Origin of the sequence: Janibacter sp. HTCC2649 (genome assembly GCF_000152705.1) — a bacterium.
Classification (GTDB): Bacteria; Actinomycetota; Actinomycetes; order Actinomycetales; family Dermatophilaceae; genus Knoellia.
Map to the genome: position 1 here is coordinate 407,658 of NZ_CH672413.1, position 20,720 is coordinate 428,377.

14 protein-coding genes and 3 tRNA genes are annotated in these 20,720 nt (G+C 68.3%); 11 read left to right on the forward strand and 6 right to left on the reverse strand.

Annotated elements, in window-relative coordinates; genetic code table 11:
• Position 1: 1 nt before the first annotated feature.
• Entirely contained in the window at positions 2–445 is a 444-nt protein-coding gene (gene msrB, locus JNB_RS01975) for a peptide-methionine (R)-S-oxide reductase MsrB (RefSeq protein ID WP_009774719.1), read from the reverse strand.
• 71 nt (positions 446–516) lie between these two features.
• Here msrB and JNB_RS20835 point away from each other — a divergent pair, with 71 nt between their 5' ends.
• The 4 genes from JNB_RS20835 to JNB_RS01995 all read left to right on the forward strand — a co-directional run bounded on the left by JNB_RS20835 (position 517) and on the right by JNB_RS01995 (position 6,419).
• On the forward strand, positions 517–2,658 hold the full coding sequence (locus JNB_RS20835; RefSeq protein ID WP_009774720.1) for an ATP-dependent DNA ligase: 2,142 nt from the start codon (positions 517–519) through the stop codon (positions 2,656–2,658).
• Positions 2,642–3,817, forward strand: coding sequence for a S9 family peptidase (locus tag JNB_RS01985; protein WP_009774721.1), 1,176 nt, complete (start codon positions 2,642–2,644; stop codon positions 3,815–3,817). The genes JNB_RS20835 and JNB_RS01985 overlap by 17 nt, the downstream gene beginning before the upstream one ends.
• A gap of 182 nt (positions 3,818–3,999) precedes the next feature.
• On the forward strand, positions 4,000–5,418 hold the full coding sequence (locus tag JNB_RS01990) for a dicarboxylate/amino acid:cation symporter (protein WP_009774722.1): 1,419 nt from the start codon (positions 4,000–4,002) through the stop codon (positions 5,416–5,418).
• Positions 5,415–6,419, forward strand: coding sequence for an LLM class flavin-dependent oxidoreductase (locus tag JNB_RS01995; protein ID WP_009774723.1), 1,005 nt, complete (start codon positions 5,415–5,417; stop codon positions 6,417–6,419). Before JNB_RS01990 ends, JNB_RS01995 begins: the two co-directional genes overlap by 4 nt.
• A 93-nt stretch (positions 6,420–6,512) precedes the next feature.
• Here JNB_RS01995 and JNB_RS02000 read toward each other — a convergent pair whose 3' ends face one another.
• Positions 6,513–7,208 (reverse strand): dihydrofolate reductase family protein, encoded by a 696-nt coding sequence (locus tag JNB_RS02000; protein ID WP_009774724.1) that lies wholly within the window; start codon positions 7,206–7,208, stop codon positions 6,513–6,515.
• Between the two features lie 50 nt (positions 7,209–7,258).
• On the opposite strand from JNB_RS02000, the gene JNB_RS02005 reads away from it, so the two are divergent.
• Entirely contained in the window at positions 7,259–8,167 is a 909-nt protein-coding gene (locus JNB_RS02005) for a polyphosphate kinase 2 family protein (protein ID WP_009774725.1), read from the forward strand.
• 13 nt (positions 8,168–8,180) lie between these two features.
• Here the strand turns inward: JNB_RS02005 and JNB_RS02010 are convergent, their stop codons facing one another.
• On the reverse strand, positions 8,181–9,824 hold the full coding sequence (locus tag JNB_RS02010) for an acyl-CoA dehydrogenase family protein (RefSeq protein WP_009774726.1): 1,644 nt from the start codon (positions 9,822–9,824) through the stop codon (positions 8,181–8,183).
• 114 nt (positions 9,825–9,938) lie between these two features.
• Here JNB_RS02010 and JNB_RS02015 point away from each other — a divergent pair, with 114 nt between their 5' ends.
• From JNB_RS02015 to JNB_RS02040, 6 genes are all read left to right on the forward strand, one after another.
• Positions 9,939–11,084 (forward strand): YihY/virulence factor BrkB family protein, encoded by a 1,146-nt coding sequence (locus JNB_RS02015; RefSeq protein ID WP_009774727.1) that lies wholly within the window; start codon positions 9,939–9,941, stop codon positions 11,082–11,084.
• A gap of 78 nt (positions 11,085–11,162) precedes the next feature.
• Positions 11,163–11,235: transfer RNA gene (locus JNB_RS02020), tRNA-Gly, on the forward strand.
• Positions 11,236–11,259: 24 nt separating this feature from the next.
• Positions 11,260–11,330, forward strand: a tRNA-Cys gene (locus JNB_RS02025).
• A gap of 17 nt (positions 11,331–11,347) precedes the next feature.
• A tRNA-Val gene (locus tag JNB_RS02030) sits at positions 11,348–11,422 on the forward strand.
• A gap of 137 nt (positions 11,423–11,559) precedes the next feature.
• Complete coding sequence (gene serA / locus JNB_RS02035) at positions 11,560–12,780, forward strand: phosphoglycerate dehydrogenase (RefSeq protein WP_083784553.1); 1,221 nt, start codon at positions 11,560–11,562, stop codon at positions 12,778–12,780.
• A 42-nt stretch (positions 12,781–12,822) separates the two neighbouring features.
• Entirely contained in the window at positions 12,823–15,654 is a 2,832-nt protein-coding gene (locus JNB_RS02040; protein WP_009774729.1) for an FAD-binding and (Fe-S)-binding domain-containing protein, read from the forward strand.
• A gap of 49 nt (positions 15,655–15,703) precedes the next feature.
• Here JNB_RS02040 and JNB_RS02045 read toward each other — a convergent pair whose 3' ends face one another.
• From JNB_RS02045 to ppdK, 3 genes are all read right to left on the reverse strand, one after another.
• On the reverse strand, positions 15,704–16,966 hold the full coding sequence (locus JNB_RS02045; protein ID WP_009774730.1) for an NRAMP family divalent metal transporter: 1,263 nt from the start codon (positions 16,964–16,966) through the stop codon (positions 15,704–15,706).
• Entirely contained in the window at positions 16,963–17,889 is a 927-nt protein-coding gene (locus JNB_RS20220) for a PRC-barrel domain-containing protein (RefSeq protein WP_158306113.1), read from the reverse strand. Before JNB_RS20220 ends, JNB_RS02045 begins: the two co-directional genes overlap by 4 nt.
• Before the next feature lie 86 nt (positions 17,890–17,975).
• On the reverse strand, positions 17,976–20,696 hold the full coding sequence (gene ppdK, locus JNB_RS02055; RefSeq protein WP_040883499.1) for a pyruvate, phosphate dikinase: 2,721 nt from the start codon (positions 20,694–20,696) through the stop codon (positions 17,976–17,978).
• Between the last annotated feature and the right edge of the window lie 24 nt (positions 20,697–20,720).

Sequence of the window (20,720 nt, forward strand, 5' to 3'; positions counted from 1 at the left end):
GTCAGTCGGTGGCTTCGGTGGCTTCGGTCGCCGGGCGCAGGGTCATGGCGATGCTGTTCATGCAGAAGCGCTGGTCCGTCGGGGTGTCATAGCCCTCACCCTCGAAGACGTGACCCATGTGGCTGCCGCAGTTGGCGCAGCGCACCTCGACGCGCGGGCGGCCCGGCAGTGATGAGTCCTCGATGAACTCGACCGAGTCACCGGCGAGCGGGCTGTAGAAGGACGGCCAGCCGCAGTGGCTGTCGAACTTCGTGCCCGAGGTGAAGAGCTCGGCTCCACAGGCGCGACACGAGTAGACGCCCTCCGTCTTGGTGTCGGTGTACTCACCTGCGTAGGGACGCTCCGTGCCGGCCTGACGCAGGACGGCGTACTCCTCGGGGGTGAGCTCGGCGCGCCACTCCTCGTCGGACTTGGTGACGGCATACGTGCGGTTCGTGGGCTCCATGTCATGAGCAAACCACGAAGCCCCCGAGAACGTTCCCGGAGGGCAAAGTCAGGATGACTAGGCTGGCTCACATGGCGACGCCCACCACGATGGAGATCGATGGACCCGACGGTGTCCGCGAGGTGCGCCTGTCGAGCCCCGACCGGATCATGTGGCCCGGTGCCGGGATCACCAAGGGTGACCTTGCGGCATACATGGTCTCTGTCGGTGAACCGCTCGTGCGCGCCCTTGGCGACCGACCGGTCACACTCCAGCGGTTCCCGGAGGGGATCGAGGGCGAGGAGTTCTGGTCCAAGAACCCGCCGAAGGGTATGCCGGACTGGATCCGGACGGTCTCGTGCCGCTATCCGTCGGGGCGTCGTCACGCCCAGCTCGTCGTCGACGAACCCGCCGCGGCGGTGTGGGCCGTGCAGATGAACACCGTGACGTTCCACCCATGGCCGGTGCGCACCGCCGACAACGACAACCCGGACGAGCTCCGGATCGACCTCGACCCGCAGCCCGGCCGCAACTTCACCGACGCGGTCGAGGCCGCAGTCGCCCTGCGTGAAGTGCTGGCCGAGGTGGGCCTCACCGCCTGGGCCAAGACGTCCGGCAACCGCGGCGTTCACGTCTTTGCCCGCATCACGCCCAGCCACGAGTTCCTCGACGTCCGTCATGGCGTCATCGGCATCGCCCGTGAGCTCGAGCGTCGCCTGCCCGACCTCGTGACCACGTCCTGGTGGAAGGAGGAGCGTGGTGAGCGCGTCTTCGTCGACTTCAACCAGGCGTGTCGTGACCGCACGATCGCGTCGGCCTACAGCCCGCGGCCCCTCGAAGGCGCTCCGGTCTCGATGCCGGTGTCGTGGGACGAGCTCGGCACCGTGGCTCCCGGGGACTTCACGATCCTCACGGTCCCCGAGATCGTCGCGGACCGGGGCGACGCATGGGCCGACATGGACGAGTCCGTGGGCGACATTGCCCCGGCGCTCGCCCTGTGGGACGCGGACGTCGAGCGCGGTCTGGGCGAGCTGAACTTCCCGCCGGACTACCCGAAGATGCCTGGCGAGCCGCCGCGCGTGCAGCCGAGCAAACGCCGCACGGACCGGGCCGACGAGGACTACATGAAGCCGAAGGCCGAGCGCGACGCTGACCTTCGCGAACAGTGGGGTATGCCGGTCGTGCCACCGATCGCTCCCATGCTCGCCAAGCCGTCCAAGAAGTTGGTCGAGGGTGACGTGAGCTATGAGCCGAAGTGGGACGGGTTCCGCTCGATCATCTATCGCTCCGGGGACCAGGTCGAGATCGGCAGCCGCAACGAGAAGCCGATGACGCGCTACTTCCCGGACGTCGTCGAGGCGGTGCTCGCGAACTTCCCCGACAAGTGCGTCGTCGACGGCGAGATCATCCTCATCCGCCCCGGCGAGGACCGGCTCGACTTCGAACTGCTGCAGCAGCGGATCCACCCGGCCGCCAGCCGCGTCAAGAAGCTCGCGGGCGAGACGCCGGCGTCGTTCGTCGCGTTCGACCTGTTGTCGCTGGGGGAGCGCGACCTCATGGGCGAACCCTTCGAGGTGAGGCGCGCCGAGCTCGAGAAGGCCTTTGCCACCGTCGAGTCGCCGATCCACCTCACGCCGGCCACTCGTGACGTCGAGCAGGCCCAGGGATGGTTCCAGCAGTTCGAGGGCGCCGGGCTCGATGGCGTGATGGCCAAGCCCCTCGACGGCACCTATGAGCCGGACAAGCGCACGATGCACAAGTTCAAGCACGAGCGCACGGCCGACTGCGTCGTCGCGGGCTATCGCACGCACAAGACGGGCGACGACCTCATCGGCTCGCTGCTCCTCGGTCTCTACGACGACGAGGGCGCGCTCGCCAGCGTCGGTGTAATCGGGGCCTTCCCGATGGCGCGGCGCAAGGAGCTCTTCGAGGAACTGCAGGAGCTCGTCACCGACTTCGACGACCACCCTTGGGCGTGGGCCAAGCAGGAGGAGGGGCAGCGCACACCGCGCAAGGGCGAGGGCTCGCGCTGGAACAACGGCAAGGACCTGTCCTTCACGCCGTTGCGCCCCGAACGCGTCGTCGAGGTCCGCTACGACCACATGGAGGGCGTGCGCTTCCGGCACACGGCCCAGTTCGTCCGGTGGCGCACCGACCGCGACCCGGAGTCCTGCACCTATGCCCAGCTCGAGGAACCCGTCTCCTACGACCTCGCCGATGTCCTCGATGCCTGAAGCCACCGGCACCCGAAAGGCCGCCTACGCTGCGGCTGCGGTGGGGGCGACCACGACGATCGCGAGCGCGGCAGGCTCGCTCGCGGCGGCGGCATACTTTGCTCGTCGTGTCCTCACCCCGGAACGCGACCGGCCCGACGACGTGCAGATCCTCGACGTCCGCGGCGACCGGGTTCTGCTGTCCGCGACGGCCGAAACGGTCGTGCCCGGGCACTACGGCCTGTGGCTCGACAACGGTCAGGGACACGTGCGCGTCGGCAACCTCACGGGGTCGGACGTGGCTGAGGGAACCGTGGAGCGCGAGGTCCTCGGCGTCGACTCGGGCGAGCTCGTGGTCGGTGGGGCCCGCTTCAACGGCTACTACTACGCAGGCACCCCGGACGTGGCTCTGGGGCTGCCCACCGAGCACGTAGAGATCGATGGAGAACTCGGGCGCATGCCGGCCTGGGTCGTGCCAGCCAGCGGCGGTCGGGGGTCTCGGTGGGCGGTGCTCGTCCACGGGCGTGGCGCCCGACGCGAGGAAGTCCTGCGGGCGCTGCCGTCCCTCCACGAAGCGGGGTGGACCTCCCTCGTCCCGACCTATCGCAATGACGAGGACGTCCCGGCAGGGCCTGACGGTCGCTACAACCTCGGGTTGTCGGAATGGCGCGACATCGAATCTGCCGTGGAGTATGCCGTCGAGTCCGGTGCCGATGAAGTGCTCATCGTGGGCTGGTCGATGGGTGGCGCGATCGCACTGCAGTTCCTCGATCGGTCGCCTCTGGCCGACCTCGTGTCCAAGGTGATCCTCGACGGGCCGGTCATCGACTGGGGCGACGTGCTCGACCACCACGCCCGGATGCACCGAGTGCCCAAGGCCGTGGGCGCACTCTCGCGCTCGATGATGGGCCGCCGCTGGGGCAAGCGCTTGGTCGGTGTTCACGAGTCGGTCGATGTCGCACAGACCGACTGGGTGCGCCGCGCCGACGAGCTGCGGCACCCGATGCTGCTCATCCACTCCGCCGACGACGAGTTCGTGCCGGTGGGGCCCTCGCGACTGCTCGCGCAGCACCGACCCGACCTCGTGACCTATGAGGAGTGGCGGGTTGCTCGTCACTGCAAGGAGTGGAACACCGACCCGGAGCGCTGGCAGCGGCTCGTCACCGACTTCGCCCGGTAGGCCGATCTGCGGGGCGGGGGAATAGCCCGGCGGGGGTGGCCGTTGGCGCCCACGTGTGCACCCCGTCGACGACCCCAGTCCTGTGGCGCCGGCTCCCCGTGGATCTGAGGTTGGACGCCAGCGACCGCTGTCTGGGCTGACCGCTTCCGCCCTCAGCCCATTCACTGTCCAGGAGTCCCGTCATGTCCAGCACCACCCCTGATGCCGCAGCGTCCGCGCCGGCACCCACGACCGTCCGCAAACGGCCCAGCGTGCCCTTCTGGGCGCAGGTCTTCATCGGCCTCGCCCTCGGCGTCCTGCTCGGCTTCATCGCCCGCCAGTTCGACCAGGCGTGGCTCGCCGAGACCCTCAAGACGGTTGGCGGAATCTTCGTCCAGCTGCTCCGCGTCATAGTCGTCCCGCTCGTCCTCACCGCGATCATCGTGTCGATCGCCAACCTGCGGCAGGTGACCAACGCTGCGCGTCTCGCGGGGGAGACCCTCATCTGGTTCGCCATCACGGCCGCGGCCTCGGTCGTCGTCGGCATCTCCCTCGGCCTCCTCACCAACCCGGGCGCCAACGCCACGCTCGACACGAGTGCAGGCGCGGCCCCCAGCCACACCGGCAGCTGGCTCGACTTCCTCACCTCGATCGTCCCCGGCAACTTCCTCGGCCTCGAGGTGTCGACGTCCGCCGAAGAGGGCGGCGCGCTCAGCTCCAGCCCGGACTTCAACATCCTCCAGCTCGTCGTCCTGGGCCTGGCCATCGGCGCTGCTGCGCTCGCCGTCGGCGCCAAGGCGGACCCGTTCATCAACCTCACCCGCAGCGCGCTCGAGGTCTTCAGCAAGCTCGTCTGGTGGGTCATCAAGCTCTCGCCGCTCGGCACCGCGGCCCTCATCGGTTCGGCCGTCGCGAACTACGGCTGGGACCTGCTCGGGCCACTGGCGCTGTTCACTGCTGACGTCTACATCGGCTGCGCCATCGTGCTGCTCGTCATCTACCCGATCGTGGCTCGTGCCAACGGTTTGAGCCCGGTGAAGTTCTTTGCCGGTGCCTGGCCCGCGATCCAGTTCGCGTTCGTCTCACGCAGCTCCATCGGCACTCTGCCGCTGACCCAGCGCGTCGTGACGCACAACCTCGGTGTCTCGCGCGACTACGCGTCCTTCGCCGTGCCGATCGGTGCGACGACCAAGATGGACGGCTGCGCCGCGATCTATCCGGCGCTGGCCGCGATCACCGTCGCCCAGCTGTTCGGGGTGGACCTCGGGCTGACCGACTACCTCCTCATCGCCTTCGTCTCCATCGTCGGATCGGCCGCCACGGCAGGTCTCACGGGTGCCGTCGTCATGCTGACGCTCACCCTCTCCACGCTCGGTCTCCCGCTCGAGGGTGTCGGCCTGCTCCTGGCCATCGACCCGATCATCGACATGATCCGCACCGCCACCAACGTGGCCGGTCAGGCGCTCATCCCGACGATCGTGGCCAAGCGCAACGGTCTGCTCGACCAGTCGGTCTACGACAGCAACACCTTTGCTGGAGCCGACGCTCGGCTCGAGCTCGACGAGGACGAAGTCACCGTCGCTCCCGCCGCGGACGAGACGCGGATCGCGGTTCCCGCATGACCACGGCAGGACCGCGGCTCTCGCTGCTCGACCTCGCCACGGTGGGCCGTGACCAGTCCATCGGCGAGGCCCTCGAGACCAGCGTGACGTTGGCCCAGAAGGCGGACTCGCTCGGCTCGTTCGAGCGCCTCTGGTTCGCCGAGCACCACAACATGCCGTCGATCGCGTCGGCGGCCACCGCGGTCCTGCTCGCGCACGTCGCTGCCCGAACCGATCGCATCCGCGTCGGTTCGGGCGGCGTCATGCTGCCCAACCATTCGCCCCTCGTCATCGCTGAGCAGTTCGGCACGCTGGCTGAGCTCCACCCCGGCCGCGTCGACCTCGGACTCGGCCGGGCGCCGGGCACCGACCAGGTGACGAGCCGTGCCCTGCGCGTGGATCCGCGCGCGTCCGACGGCTTCCCCGACGACGTCCTCGAGCTCCAGGGCTACCTCGCCGACGAGAGTCTCGTACCCACGATTCACGCCTTTCCGGGGCGCGGGACCAAGGTGCCGCTCTACATCCTCGGCAGTTCTCTCTTCGGTGCCCAGCTCGCGGCGCGTCTCGGGCTGCCGTATGCGTTCGCGAGTCACTTCGCACCGGATGCCCTGCAGCAGGCGGTGGAGGTCTATCGCCGCGAGTTCCAGCCGTCGGAGCAGCTCGCGGAGCCCTACGTCATCGCGGCGCTCAATGTCGTCGTCGCCGACGATCAGGAGCACGCCGAGGCGTTGGCGGCTTCGGTTCTTCGCTCCCGGGTGCGTTCGCTCGCCTCCCGAGTTCCGGCGTATGCCGGCCAGCTCGACGATGCGACCGTCGACGCTCTGATGCAGTCACCGGTGGCCGCCCAGGCGCGCCACATGATGACCTACACGGCCGTCGGGGACATCGCGGCGGTGCGCACCTATCTCGACCAGTTCGCCGGCCTTGCCCGCGCTGACGAGCTGATGATCAACAACGCCGCCCCCGGCCTCGACAACCGCCTGAGAGCCCTCGAACTCCTCGCCACGCCACTTACACCCTGAGCCCAGACATTTTCGTCCAATAGGGCACGAATGGTTGGTAGTGCGCCTCGAGCCGACAACAGCCAAACGCGTCCTATTGGACGGAAATGGTTGTCAGGGGTGGGCCGGGGTTGGCTTGACCTTCCAGAGGCCGAGGATCGAGTGGTCCTCTTCGAGGAGGTGGACGATCTCGGTGTCGAGGCCGGATTCGCCACCAAGGGGTATGCCGGCGACGACGCGCACGTGGTCGCCGCCGACCAGACGTGGTGCGAGCGTGAGGGCGAACTCGTCGACGAGCCCAGCGTCGAGAAGGCTGTGGAAGAGGTGCGGGCCGCCCTCTGCGAGCACACGCGGCATACCCGCTGTGCGCAGGCGAGCCACGACGGCCGGGAGGTCGACCTCGTCGTCCCCCTCGATCCAGACGTCGTCCGCGTCGGAGCGTCCTGACGCAGCGCAGGTGGCGAGGATGACGTCACCCTCACCGGAGGCCAGGGATTCGGGCAGGTGCCCTCTGCGACTGACGACCACGATGGGCTTGCTTCCGCGCCGGTAGCCCTCTGCGCGAACGGTTCCCGCACCGACGAGGACGCAGTCGGCGAGCTCTCGCTGGAGGTGGAAGATCCGTCCGTCGGCCTCGGTGTTGATGGAACCGCTCCGACTGTCCCCACCGACCGCAGAACCGTCGAGCGTGCTGACGAAGTTCGCGCGCACGCCGCCGTCGGTGGGCCAGGCGTAGAGCCGCGACAGGTCGTCGTCACTGAGCAGGCCGGGCGAGAAGGAACGGGACCGGTTGTCGAGGAGGAGGCGCACCTCGTGAGTCTGACACCCACGCAGGGCACCTCGCCTGACAGGATGCGGGAATGGCGAAGAAGAGCGCGAAGGACAAGAAGAACACCAAGGACGTCAAGGCCACGAAGGGCAAGGGCGACACGCCCTCGTCGTTCACGGAGGCCCTGCGTGCCGGTCACGGCTTCGAGCTCGTCGACCTCGACCCTCGGGCGACGCCCGGCTTCGACGGCGACAAGGCGGCCGGGGAGGAAGCCCTGGCAGGGCTGGGCGACCAGCTCGCGGAGCTGCAGGAGCGGCTCTTCGCCGAGTCCAAGGGCGGCGGCAAGCGGTCGATCCTGCTGGTCGTCCAGGGCATGGACACCTCCGGCAAGGGCGGCATCCTGCGCCACGTCGTCGGAGCCCTCGACCCGCAGGGCGTCCACATCACCTCGTTCAAGGCGCCCTCGGCAGAGGAGCTCAAGCACCCCTTCCTGTGGCGCATCCGCAACGCCCTGCCCACGCCCGGCCAGATCGGTGTCTTCGACCGCTCGCAGTACGAGGACGTCCTCATCGTGCGGGTCCACGACCTCGTGCCGCCGTCGCAGTGGTCGCGCCGCTACGCCCAGATCAACGCCTTCGAGAAGAAGGTCGTGGAGTCCGGCACCACCGTCATCAAGGTGATGCTCCACATCTCGAGCGAGGAGCAGAAGGCCCGCCTCACCGAGCGCCTGGATCGTCCCGACAAGCACTGGAAGTTCAACCCCGGTGACCTCGACGAGCGGGCGCACTGGGCGGCCTACCAGGAGGCCTACCAGGTGGCGATCGAGAAGTGCTCCACTCCGGCAGCACCGTGGTTCGTCGTGCCGGCCGACCGCAAGTGGTACGCCCGGCTTGCCGTGACCAACCTCGTCCTCGAGCACCTCAAGGCACTCGACCCGCAGTGGCCCAAGGCCACCTTCGACGTCGAGGCCGAGCAGAAGCGGCTGGCCGAATCCCCCTGAGCCGCAGCCACACTCACGACCAGGCGCGGTCAAGGATCTGGGTGACCTCGGCCGCGCCGACGACGCCAAGGGTGCCGAACGTCGCCGCCGGCCCGCCCTCGGCCAGGCGGCTCGCGATGAAGGTGTCGGCGACCGCGTGGGGGGAGTGCTGGACGAGCAGCGCTGCCTGGAACGTCACCGCGAGATGCTCGACGATGCCCCGCGCCTGCCAGGCGCCTGAGTCGCTGCCGGCGGCGGCCACGAGCGCCGGGACAGCATCGATCGCGAGGTCGAGGCGACGGTCGTGTCCGCGTGCGAGCGAGAGCTCTTTGTCGAGCGCAGCCACGCTGGCCGGCTCGCGGGTCATCGCCCGCAGGACGTCGAGGGCGCCGACGTTGCCGGAGCCCTCCCAGATCGAGTTGAGCGGCGCCTCGCGATAGAGACGGGCCAGGCCGTTCTCCTCGACGTAGCCCGCGCCACCCAGGCATTCGAGGGCCTCGCCGACCAGGTGAGGTGTGCGCTTGCAGACCCAGAACTTGCCCAGCGCCACGCCCAGACGGGCGAGCTCGCTCTCGCCGGCATCGACCGCGTGGGCCAGCCGGAAGCCCAGGAGCTCGGCTGCCTCGGCCTCGATCGCGAGATCGGCGAGGACGTTGCGCATGAGCGGCTGCTCGATCAACCGCGCGCCGAACGCCGAGCGGTGCCGTGCGTGGTGCACGGCCCGGACCGTCGCCTGTCGCATCGTGGCCGACGAGCCGAGGATGCAGTCCAGACGGGTCGACGAGACCATCTCGATGATCGTGCGTATGCCGCGTCCGTCGCCTCCCACACGGACCGCCCAGGCCCCCTCGAACTCGACCTCGGACGAGGCGTTGGAGCGGTTGCCGAGCTTGTCCTTGAGCCGCTGCAGCCGCAGGGCGTTGCGGGTGCCGTCGTCGAGGACGCGCGGCACGAGGAAGCACGTGACCCCGGACTCCGTCGTCGCCAGCACGAGGAACACGTCACTCATCGGAGCCGAGAAGAACCACTTGTGGCCGGTGAGGCGATAGGTGTCGCCGCCGTCGATCGGGCCACCCGGCGTCGCGACCGCCTGGGTGACGTTGGCGCGCACGTCGGAGCCGCCCTGCTTCTCGGTCATCCCCATGCCCGCGATGGCCGATCGCCTGTCCGAGAACGGCTTCAGCTCGGGGTCATAGTCGCGCGACGCCAGCAGGGGGAGCCAGCGGTCTGCCAAGGCGGGGGAGACACGCAAGGCGGGCGCCGCGGCATACGTCATCGAAATGGGACAGAGGTGACCCGCCTCGGCGCGGGACCACGTCACGAAACCGGCGGCGCGCCGCAGGTGTGCGCCGGTGTCAGCGGGGCGCGTCCAGGCCTCCGCAGTGAGCCCGTGGCCCACGGCGGTGCGCATGAGGTCGTGATAGCTGCGGTCGTAGGCGACCTCGTCGATGCGGTGGCCGACGCGGTCATGAGTGACCAGGCGAGGAGTGTTCCGGTGGGCGTCATCGGCCCAGGCCTGGGTCTGCGCGGCGCCAGCGAGCGAGCCGAGGGCCGTGAGCTCGGCAACGTCCTCGGCTCGTCCCCACCGGTGCATCGCCTCCACCGCGACCTCATCGGAGGAGAAGAGGTTGTGGCCGACGAAAGCGGGCACCTGGTTCACGACGTCGTGGGTGTGCACGGGCGAAACGCTAACCCGGGACCCTGACCCAACCGACAGTTGTGACCGGCTCGTGTCGCACGGGCGTCGTGTCATGGACGGCTGGCCCGGACCCCGGCAGATAGCGTGACCCGAATGACCGATGCGAAGCGACGCCTGCGGCGGTGGCTGGCGCGGTTCCCTGCCCTGGAGTCGCTGGCGCGGCTCACGGTCGAGACGATCCGCATCTGCCTGCGCTACCGGGTGACCGGGTTGGCCTCCGAGGCCGGCTTCTTCGCGCTGCTCTCACTCCCGCCGCTCGTGCTCGGACTCTTCGGCGGGGTCGGCTACATCGGTCGTTGGCTCGGTCAGGACACGGTGGCGACCGTGCGTGAGGCGATCACCGAGTATGCCGCACGCTTCCTCACGGACGACGTCATCTCCTCGACCTTGGCACCGACCGTCGACGACGTCTTCACAGCCGGTCGTTTCGATCTCATCTCCGTGGGCTTCGTGCTGTCCCTGTGGTCGGGTTCGCGAGCCCTCAACGTCCTCGTGGACACCGTCTCGATCATGTACGGCCAGTCCGGCGTGCGAGGGATCGTACCGACACGCGTGCTCAGCTTCTCGCTCTACATCGTCGCGCTCGTCGTCGGGATCATCACCATCCCGCTCGTGCTCATCGGCCCGACCCTGCTCGGTGAGGTCCTGCCGGACACGTGGGACTTCCTGACCTTCCTCTACTGGCCCGTCGTCTCGCTGGTCGTCATCGCAGCCTTCACGAGCCTCTACCACGTGTCCACGCCCCTGCGCAGTCCGTGGACTCGAGACATCCCCGGCGCAGTGCTCACCCTGCTCATCTGGGTCGTCGCGTCGTTCGCGGTGCGGGGCTCGATCGCCGCCTCGCTCGGCGGCACGTCGATCTACGGGCCACTCAGCGCGCCGATCGTGCTGCTCATCTGGCTCTACATGCTCGCCATCGCGGTGCTCATCGGTGCCGCCCTCAACGCGGGCATCCGCAACCTGTGGCCGTCGGGGGAGCAGCGAGGACTGCGCGAGCGTCTCGCGGCCTTCCTGCTGCCCCAGCGCGCCGCCGACCGGTCCGTTGCAGAGGCCGCCGGCCACGGCAAGGTCGCGCCCGGCGACGGTACCGACGAGGAGACGTTGGACGACGCGGACGGTGACGTCGACGATGACCTCGACCTGCGCGGCATACGCGAAGCCGCCCGGCGACCGCTGACGCCGATCAACGACGACGAAACGCTCGTGATCCCACGGATTCGGGTCGGATCCGGCCGCTGAGGGGTGCTGGTTTGGAGTTCATGCGGAGGATCAGTTAAGTTTCTCTCCGCACGCAACGAAGGAAACTTCGAAGCGCTCGCGGATGTAGCTCAGTTGGTAGAGCGCAACCTTGCCAAGGTTGAGGTCGCCGGTTCGAACCCGGTCATCCGCTCGGAGGGTTAGCCACCCCTTAAATGGTGGAGTGGCCGAGAGGCGAGGCAGCGGCCTGCAAAGCCGTTTACACGGGTTCAAATCCCGTCTCCACCTCAAGTAGTACCCATCGCGGGCGATTGGCGCAGCGGTAGCGCGCTTCCCTGACACGGAAGAGGTCACTGGTTCGATCCCAGTATCGCCCACCAAAGAACCGCAGCACAGGTCTCGCCACCTGAGCTGCGGTTCTTTCTCATTCCGGCCCGGGACCTCGCCGCCTCAAAATCCATTCGGTATGCCGTGTGTGCACCTTCCGCGTGACGAGACCGCGGTCCGGGACGAATCGATGAAACGGCATACTGCCGACATGAAAGTACTGCTCCTCGAGAACATCCACCCACGTGCTGTCGACGCCTTGCGGCGCGCTGGCCATGAGGTCGAGGAGCGACCGGGTTCGCTGACGGAGACCGAGCTCATCGAGGCCCTGGAGGGCGTGTCCCTGCTCGGCGTGCGGTCCAACACGAAGGTCACGAGCAAGGTGCTCGCGGCAGCTGATGACCTGCTGGCCGTCGGCTGCTTCTGCATCGGCACCAACCAGGTGGACCTGCCCGCCGCCTCGGCCCGCGGGGTGGCGGTCTTCAACGCGCCCTTCTCCAACACCCGCAGCGTCGTGGAGCTGGTCCTCTGCGAGATGCTCGCCCTGACGCGCCGGCTGCCCGAGAAGACCGAGAAGATGCACGCCGGAATCTGGGATAAGTCTGCCCGGGGTAGTCACGAGATCCGGGGCCGGACCCTGGGAATCGTCGGTTACGGCAACATCGGAACCCAGTTGTCCAATGTCGCCGAAGCAGTGGGACTTCACGTCATCTTCTACGACACGGCAGACCGTCTGGCCCATGGCAACGCTCGCAAGGTCGAGTCACTCGAGGAGTTGCTCGGAGAGGCCGACATCGTCAGCCTTCACGTCGACGGCCGGCTCGGCAACGCGGGCCTGTTCGGTGCGGACCAGTTCGCCCTCATGAAGCCCGGTGCCGTCTTCATCAACGCCTCCAGGGGCATGGTCGTCGATGACCATGCGCTGCGGGACCGCATCCTGTCCGGCGACATCTCGGGTGCGGCCATCGACGTGTTCCCCACGGAGCCCAAGGCTCAGGGCGACCCGTTTGACTCCCCTCTGAAGGGCCTAGACAACGTCATCCTCACTCCTCACGTCGGAGGGTCGACACAGGAGGCGCAGGAGGAGATCGGGACCTTCGTGGCCACCAAGCTGCTCGGCTTCGTCGATGGCGGCGCCACCTCGCTGTCGGTGAACCTGCCCGAGGTTGCGGCGCCCTCGGTCGATGCGCCCTTCCGACTCGGATACCTCCACCACAACGTCCCCGGAGTCCTGGCGTCCATCAACCAGACGTTCGCTGAGGCGGGCGTCAACGTGACCGGTCAGTCGCTCTCCACCCGCGGGGAGCTCGGCTATGTCGTGACGGACACGGACGTCCTGCCGTCGGAGCAGACCCTCGACGGCTTGAGCCAGCTGGACCACACCGTCTGGCTGCGCACATGGCCGGCCTGAGGTCCTGGTCGGCCGCGTGAGCAATGTGACCCGGGAGAAGTCATGACCCTCGTTGCCCTCCGTGAGGACCTCACGACACGGGTGGCCTACGTTTCGGACGCCTCGATCTACCGGCGCGTGCCCGCGGCCGTGGTTGAACCCCGCTCTGTGGAGGAGATCCGCGATGCCCTGCGCATCGCCACAGAACGTGGCTGGTCCGTGACCTGCCGCGGGGGCGGCACCTCGGTGGCAGGAAACGCCATCGGGCACGGACTGATCATCGACATGAGCCGGTACTTCAACGAGATCCTGTCCATTGACGTGGAGGCCCGCACAGCCCGGATCCGTCCCGGTGTCGTCTGCGACACGCTCCGCGACGCCGCCGAACCGTTCGGACTGACCTACGGGCCCGACCCGTCAACTCACTCGCGCTGCACCGTCGGCGGGATGTTCGCCAACAACGCCTGCGGTTCCCACTCCGTGGCCTGGGGCACGGCGGCGGACAACATCGTCTCGCTCAAGCTCATGCTTGCTGACGGGCGCGAGATCGAGATCGGCGCCAACCACTGCAGCGATCCGGTCATCGAGGACCAGCTCAAGCGGCTCCGGGACGAGCATCTGGGCATCCTTCGGACAGAGCTGGGGAAGTTCGCTCGGCAGGTCTCCGGGTATGGGCTTCACCATCTGCTTCCCGAGAACGGTTTCAACGTGGCCCGGGCCATGGCCGGGACCGAGGGGACCTGCGGGGTCATCACGGAGTTGACGGTCCGGCTGGTCGAGCGGCCGCGGGCCACCGCGTTGGCTGTCCTGGGATTCTCCGACGTCTTCGCGGCCGCAGCTGCCGCCCCGCTTCTGCGCAAGCCAGGCGTGTACACAGTCGAGGGCATGGGAGCTGACCTCCTGGCCGCTCTGCGTTCACGACCAGGCCAGGGCTCGGCGGGATCCGAACTGCCCGAGGGCGGAGGCTGGCTCTATGTGGAGGTCGGCGGGGAAACCCCTGACGACGCTGGAGACACAGTCCGGGCCATCGTCGACGACCTGGCCCGGGACGGGCGGATCGTCGACTCGCACGTCGTGACTGACCCCACTCAGGCACGCGCTCTGTGGCGGATCCGGGAGGCCGGCGCCGGCATCGTCACCCGGTTGCCCGACGGCAGCGAGGCCTGGCCGGGCTGGGAGGATTCCGCGGTGCCGCCGGAGCACCTGGCGGACTACCTTCGTGACCTCTACAAGATCTTGGACTCTCACGGGCTGCGCGGCATCCCGTTCGGCCACTTCGGTGAAGGATGCGTGCACATTCGCATCGACTTCAGTCTCGGGTCAGAGGAAGGGGTCCTTCGCTACCGGCGGTTCATCGAGGAGGCAGCCACTCTGGTGGCCCGCTACGGCGGGTCCGTCTCCGGCGAGCACGGCGATGGGCGCGCACGCTCGGAACTGCTGCCGTTGATCTACTCAGCAGAAACCCTGACGGCCTTTGCCCAGTTCAAGAACATCTTCGACAAGGAGAACGTCTTCAACCCGGGCGTTCTTGTCGACCCGGAACCGCTGGATCAGGGCATCCGCCCCGGCCCAGGAGGCCTCACCTTCGAACTGACACCCGTGCACGCTTTGAGTCATGACGCAGGTTCCTTCGCAGGCGCCATGAACCGCTGCGTCGGCGTGGGGCTGTGCCGGTCCGATGTCGGCTCCATGTGCCCCTCCTACCAAGTGACGCGGGACGAGGTGCACTCGACCCGTGGCCGGGCGCGAGCGCTGGCAGAGATGCTGCGCGGAGAATCGGTCACCGACGGCTGGCGATCAAAGGAAACCCTCGAGGCGCTGGACCTGTGCCTGTCCTGCAAGGCGTGCGCCAGCGAATGCCCGGTCAACGTGGACATGGCCACCTACAAGGCCGAGTTCCTCCACCACCACTACAAGGGGCGCCTCCGCCCGATGGCCCACTACGCCATGGGATGGCTGCCACTGACGTCCCGCCTGCTGGAGGCTCTTCCCGGGGGCGCCCGCTTTGCCAACTGGACCCTCGCGTTCCGCCCGGTCGAGGAGCTGGTGAAGCGCCTCGGCGGCATCGAACCCAAGCGCCGCATGATCCACTTCGCACCCCAGACCCTGCGGAAGTGGTTCACGAAGCGGCAAGCCTCCATGACGCAACCGGTCGACCTGGACCGACCCACCGTCATGCTGTGGCCGGACACGTTCAACAACTTCAACTCGCCCGGCGTCGGCCAAGCCGCCGTCGAGGTCCTGGAGGCCATGGGATACCGCGTGATCCTCCCGGCCGGGCAGGTGTGCTGTGGCCTGACCTGGCACTCCACCGGGCAGCTTGGCATGGCCAAGCGGATCATCACCCAGACCCTGGATTCACTGGGGCGTGCTCTGGACGAAGACATGCCGATCATCGGCCTCGAGCCGTCCTGCACCGTCATGCTCGCCGACGAAATCACCGAACTCCTGCCCGATGACCCCCGCGCCGCAAAGCTGGCACAGCAAGTCGTGACGCTGGCGGACGTCGTTGCTGCGCATGAAGGACCGTGGCCGTTCGGCGAAATCAACATCAAGGCCATCTCCCAGGTGCACTGCCACCAAGAGGCGAAAGGCTCCTATGGCCCTGACAAGGCGGTGCTGCAGAGGCTCGGAATGGACACCGACGTCATCGGTTCCGGTTGTTGTGGACTCGCCGGCAACTTCGGGTTCGAGCCCGGACACTGGGACGTCTCACAGGCACTGGGGGAGCGCGAGCTCTTCCCCAAGGTACGAACAAGAGACGAGGCCACGATCGTGCTGGCCGACGGGTTCTCCTGTCGCACCCAGGTCGCCCAGGGCACCGGAGCCGAAGCCAGCCATCTGGCCGAAATCCTGAAACTGGCCCTGGAGCAGAAGACGACCCAACCCGACTGAGCACGAAGCTGCGGCTCTGCTTCTCCCCGAAGCGCACGTCCTCGCCAGATCACGTCACGGTCAGCCAGAGCAGGGCCATGACGCAGACTGCGGTCAGGGCGATCGTGACGAGGTGCCCCCCGGCCTGACGTCGGTTCGTCGTGAACTCGCCCATGACCGTCGGGTCACGTCCCAGGCGATACATGAAGACCAGAAGGGGCAGCAGCAGCACGGTGTTGAGAACCTGGCTCAGGACGAGGACCGGGATGAGGGGCAGCCCCGGCACGAGCACGGTTCCGGCGGCGACAGCCACGACGGCCACGAAGCTGCCGTAGAACATCGGCGCTCGTCGGAAGCCGTCGTCCACCGCACCTTCGTGTCCGGTGAACTCGCAGACGGAGTATGCCGTTGACAGGGGCAGGACTGCGGCCGCCAGGAGCGCGGCGCCCACGAGCCCGGCACCGAAGAGATGGCTCGCGAACTGACCGGCCAAAGGCTCCAGTGCCGACGCCGCATCCGCGGCCGTCTCGATCGTGACTCCGCGGGCGTGCAGAGTCGCAGCGCTGGTCACCACGACGAAGAAACCGATGACTCCCGTGAGAAGGGAACCGATGAGGACGTCGAAGCGCTCGTAGCGCAGGTCTGCGGGGGTGAGTCTCTTGTCCACCGCGTAGGACTGGATGAAGCTGAGCCCCCATGGGGCAAGCGTGGTGCCGACCGTGGCCGTGACCACCAGCACCGCACCACGATCGATGGGGAGGCTGGGAACGACCAGACCCCTGGCCGCGGCGCCCCAGTCCGGTCCGACGACGAACCCGGCAGCGATGTAGGTGACGAAGACGGCGGACAGCGCCATCAGCACGTGCTCCACGCTGCTGAACGTCCCCTTGAGAACGAGGACCGTCAGCACCATCGCCGCGACGGGGACCGAGACATACCTGGACACCCCGAACAGCTCGAAACCCGCTGCCACACCGGCGAACTCGGCCGCGGCAGTGCCGACGTTCGCGACGAGCAGGAGCACCAGGGCGAGCGAACCGAGGCGTACGCCGTAGCGGTCACGGACAAGTCCGATGAGGCCCTGCCCGGTCACGACCCCCATGCGGGCACCGAGAGTGTGGAAGATGATCAGGGCCACCGTGGACGCGAGCAGGACCCAGAGCAGCTGGTAGCCGTACTCCGCGCCGAGGACGCTGTAGGTGGTGATGCCGGCGGGGTCGTCGTCCGAGAGTCCGGCCAGTAGCCCCGGTCCCACGACCGCCAGGAGGAGCCCGAGGCGAAACCGTCGGGTGACCCGGGGCGTTCGTCGCGGCGACGTGGTCGGAGCGGTCATGTGTCACCGTCGCTACGGTCCGTGGGTCCGGTGCCAGGAGCCGCGGGTGGTGACGATGCGAGGGGCGGGAGGCGGCGCCATCCGGATGTTCGGCGGAAGCGACGGTGGTGCAGGGCTGGCGGCTGAGCCAGGTGGACAGTCGCGTCGGCGCGGACCCGGGGCGGCAGGGTTGCGAGCATGGGTGTCGCCTCCTCGGGCCCGAGCGCCTTCAACAACCGTGCTGCTGTGAGGGGGTGGCTTCGGTGCACTGCCGTCGCGGCCCGTTCCGGGTCGATCGCTCGGAGGAGCCCAGCCGCATTGCCGGTGCTCAGGCGGGCCAGCAACTCGGCCAGGTCACCGGCGTCGAGCTGGCGGTAACCAGCCGTCTCCGTCGCGAGCTGGACCGTGTGTGCCCGAGGGGAGGTGAGGTGCAGGTCCTGCCAGTCGACTGCCGGGTGCGAGTGGTGACGAACGAAGCTGCCCAGTCCGAGACGGGGCAGGATCGCCATCAGGCCGAGCCGGACGGCGGCGACCTCGGGGCTGCCGTCGTCGCGTTCCACCAGGACGACCTCGGCCACCCGCGAGAGCCGTTGCCCCTGAAGGTCGACGACCTGCGTGTCCAGGACATCGCGACGCAACAGGATCTCTGCCGGAGCGAGGTCGGGAGGGCCGGGTTCGGGTGCACCACACGGGGGAGCGTTCGTGAGGACGATCGCGTCGTCCGTGACGTTGTGGACGGCGCTCCACGGCACCATCAAGGACGTGTGGCGGTCGGGGCGCACGAGGAGCCGTTCCAGGTCGGGGTGTGGCATGCCGAGGTGGATGGAGACGTCCTCGAGTCGACCCACCTCCGCCCCGTCGTGGGTGCGCACGGGTCGGCCCAGCAGGTCCGTCAGGGTTCCGAAGCGGCCCGTGGGCACGGAGCCGGTCCGGCGCGGTGACATGTCGTCCATCGTCGACCGGAACGGTGCTGCAGCACAGGGGCCAAGGTCCTGACGTCAGGGCCCGAGTCCAGCCAGGTCAGGTCAGGTCAACGCGTGTCGCTGAGACTGGTGCCTTCGGCCAGCACCGCGGCCCGCCCAACCTCGAGACGCGCCACGGGCACCCGAGGCGGTGAGCAGGACACGTAGTCGAGGCCGCAGTCCACGAAGAAGGCGATCGAATCCGGGTCGCCAGCCTGCTCACCGCAGGCGCCCAGTTCCAGGTCCGGGCGGGTCCTGCGTCCGCGTTCCACCGCGATCCGGATGAGCTCGCCCACGCCGCGAGGATCCAGGGTCGTGAACGGGTCCTTCGGGAGTATGCCGTCGCTCAGGTAGGTCGAGAGGAAGCCGGTTTCGGCGTCGTCTCGAGACATGCCCCAGGTCGTCTGGGTGAGGTCGTTCGTGCCGAACGAGAAGAACTCCGCGACGGTCGCCAGGTCATCAGCGCACAGGGCTGCGCGTGGCAACTCGATCATCACGCCCACCGGAGGCGTTGGGAGGTCGGATCCGAGCGCCAACACCGTTGCCACGGCCACCTCGACGATGCGGCTGCGGGCGGACACCAGCTCGGCGACGTCGCTGACCAGCGGGACCATGATCTCGGGGCGTGGGTTGCCTCCGGCGGCGTCCAGCTGGTGGGCTGCGGTGACGAGTGCACGAACATGGACGTCGACGAGCTCGGGGTGCACGGTGAGCAGACGCACCCCGCGCAGCCCGAGCATCGGATTGGACTCTCGCCACCGACGAGTGGCGTCCAGACGAGTGCGCAGGACGTCGGACACCGGCTTGCCCGCACCCTCGAGGAGGGCTACGGCCACCGCCAGGCCTTCCGGATCCGGAAGGAACTCGTGCAGCGGCGGATCGAGCAGCCGCACCACGACCGGCAGTCCGTCCATGACACGCAGCAGGCCCGTGAACTCCTGAACCGCGAGCTGCTCCATCCGCGCCAACGCATCCTGCGCGCCGATCCCGAGGATCACGTTCTCGACCAGGGCGCGGCGGGAGCCGAGGAGCATGTGTTCGGTGCGGCACAGGCCGATTCCCGTGGCGCCCGCAGCCCGGGCAGCGGCTGCCTCGTCGGCCGTCTCCGCGTTGGTGCGCACCTTCACCGTGGCGCGCTGGTCGGCGTGCTGCAGGATCCTGCGCACGGCAGCCAGGACGCGTTGGTCGGCGCCGTTCCCCGGACCCTCCGGGTCCGAGGCATCCTCGACCGTCATGAGGCCGCCTGCGACCGGCCCCGGACGGACGGCGAGGGAACCGGCATACACCGTTCCTGTCGTGCCGTCGACGGAGACGACGTCGCCCGTTCGCAGAACGTCGCCCGCTGCAGTGACGGCTTGCCCTGCGAGCTCGTCGACGACGAGCCCGGCGACTCCGGTGACGCAGGTGCGCCCAAAGCCCCTGGCCACGACGGCGGCGTGCGACGCGAGGCCGCCCCTTGCGGTGACGACGGCCACCGAGGCGAGGATGCCGTCGAGATCCTCTGCGCTGGTCTCGGTGCGCACGAGGACGACATCGTCGCCGGCAGCGCGCCGGGCGACTGCGGTGTGCGGGTCGAACACGATGCTCCCGACTCCGGCGCCTGGGCTGGCCGGGAGTCCGGTCATGAGTGGCCTGGCTCCGCCCGGGACCTCGAACGTGTCGTGAAGGAGAAGCTCGAGCTGTCGACCACCGACCCGGACGAGGGCCTCGTCCTCGGACACCAAACCCTCCTCGGCCATGTCGGCGGCGATGACGAACGCGGCAGCAGGGCTGCGTTTGCCCACTCGGGTCTGGAGGACGTAAAGGGTGCCGTCCTGGACGGTGAACTCCACGTCGCACAGGTCTCGGTAGTGCTTCTCGAGGGTGGAGATGTGGGAGAGCAACTCGTGATGGGCGCCGGGTTCACGTCCTGCCATGTGGGCGAGGGACAGGGTGGCCTGGCTGCCGCTCACGACGTCCTCACCCTGAGCCTCTGGCAGATAGTCGCCATAGGGTTCGGGATCTCCGGTGGCGGGGTTGCGACTGAAGCACACGCCCGAGCCGGAGTGGGGCCCGCTGTTGCCATAGACCATCTGCATGACGGTGACGGCCGTCCCGAGGTCGCCGGAAATACCTTCGTGCCGCCTATACACCTGCGCCCTGATGCTGTTCCACGAACTGAACACGGCGTCGATGGAGCTGGTCAGTTGTTCCCACGGGTCCTGGGGCAGGTCCAGCCCCGTTGTTGCGACGAGAGCCCGGCGGTGGGCAGCCACCAGCGAGCGCAGGCCAGCGACGTCCAGCTCGGCGGTCGCGGAGACACCCTGCTCGGCGAGCACCCCGGCGCGCACGGCGTCGATGGACGTTGATGGCACACCCAGTACGGTGCGGCCGTACATCTCGACGAGTCGCCGGTAGCAGTCCCACACGAACCTCGGGTCCTGCCGCAGCACCATTCGCTCCACCAGCGCATCGGTCAACCCGACGTCGAGCACGGTCTCCATCATCCCGGGCATCGAGAACTTGGCACCCGAGCGAACGGAGACGAGCAGGGGTCGGTCACCCTCCCCGAAGGCTCGACCGGTCGAACGCTCGAGGTCGGTGAGCGCCTTGCGGACCTGGTCGTCCAGTCCGGGCGGACGATGCCCGTCCTTCAGGTAGCGGCGACAGGCCTCGGTCGTGAGGGTGAAGCCCGGGGGGACGGGCAACCCGAGCCGGGTCATCTCGGCGAGGTTGGCCCCCTTGCCGCCGAGAAGATCGGTCATCCCACGTTCTCCATGGGCGAAAGGGACGAGGAGTGACACATTCATGTCGCGATCGTCGCGCGCGGATGA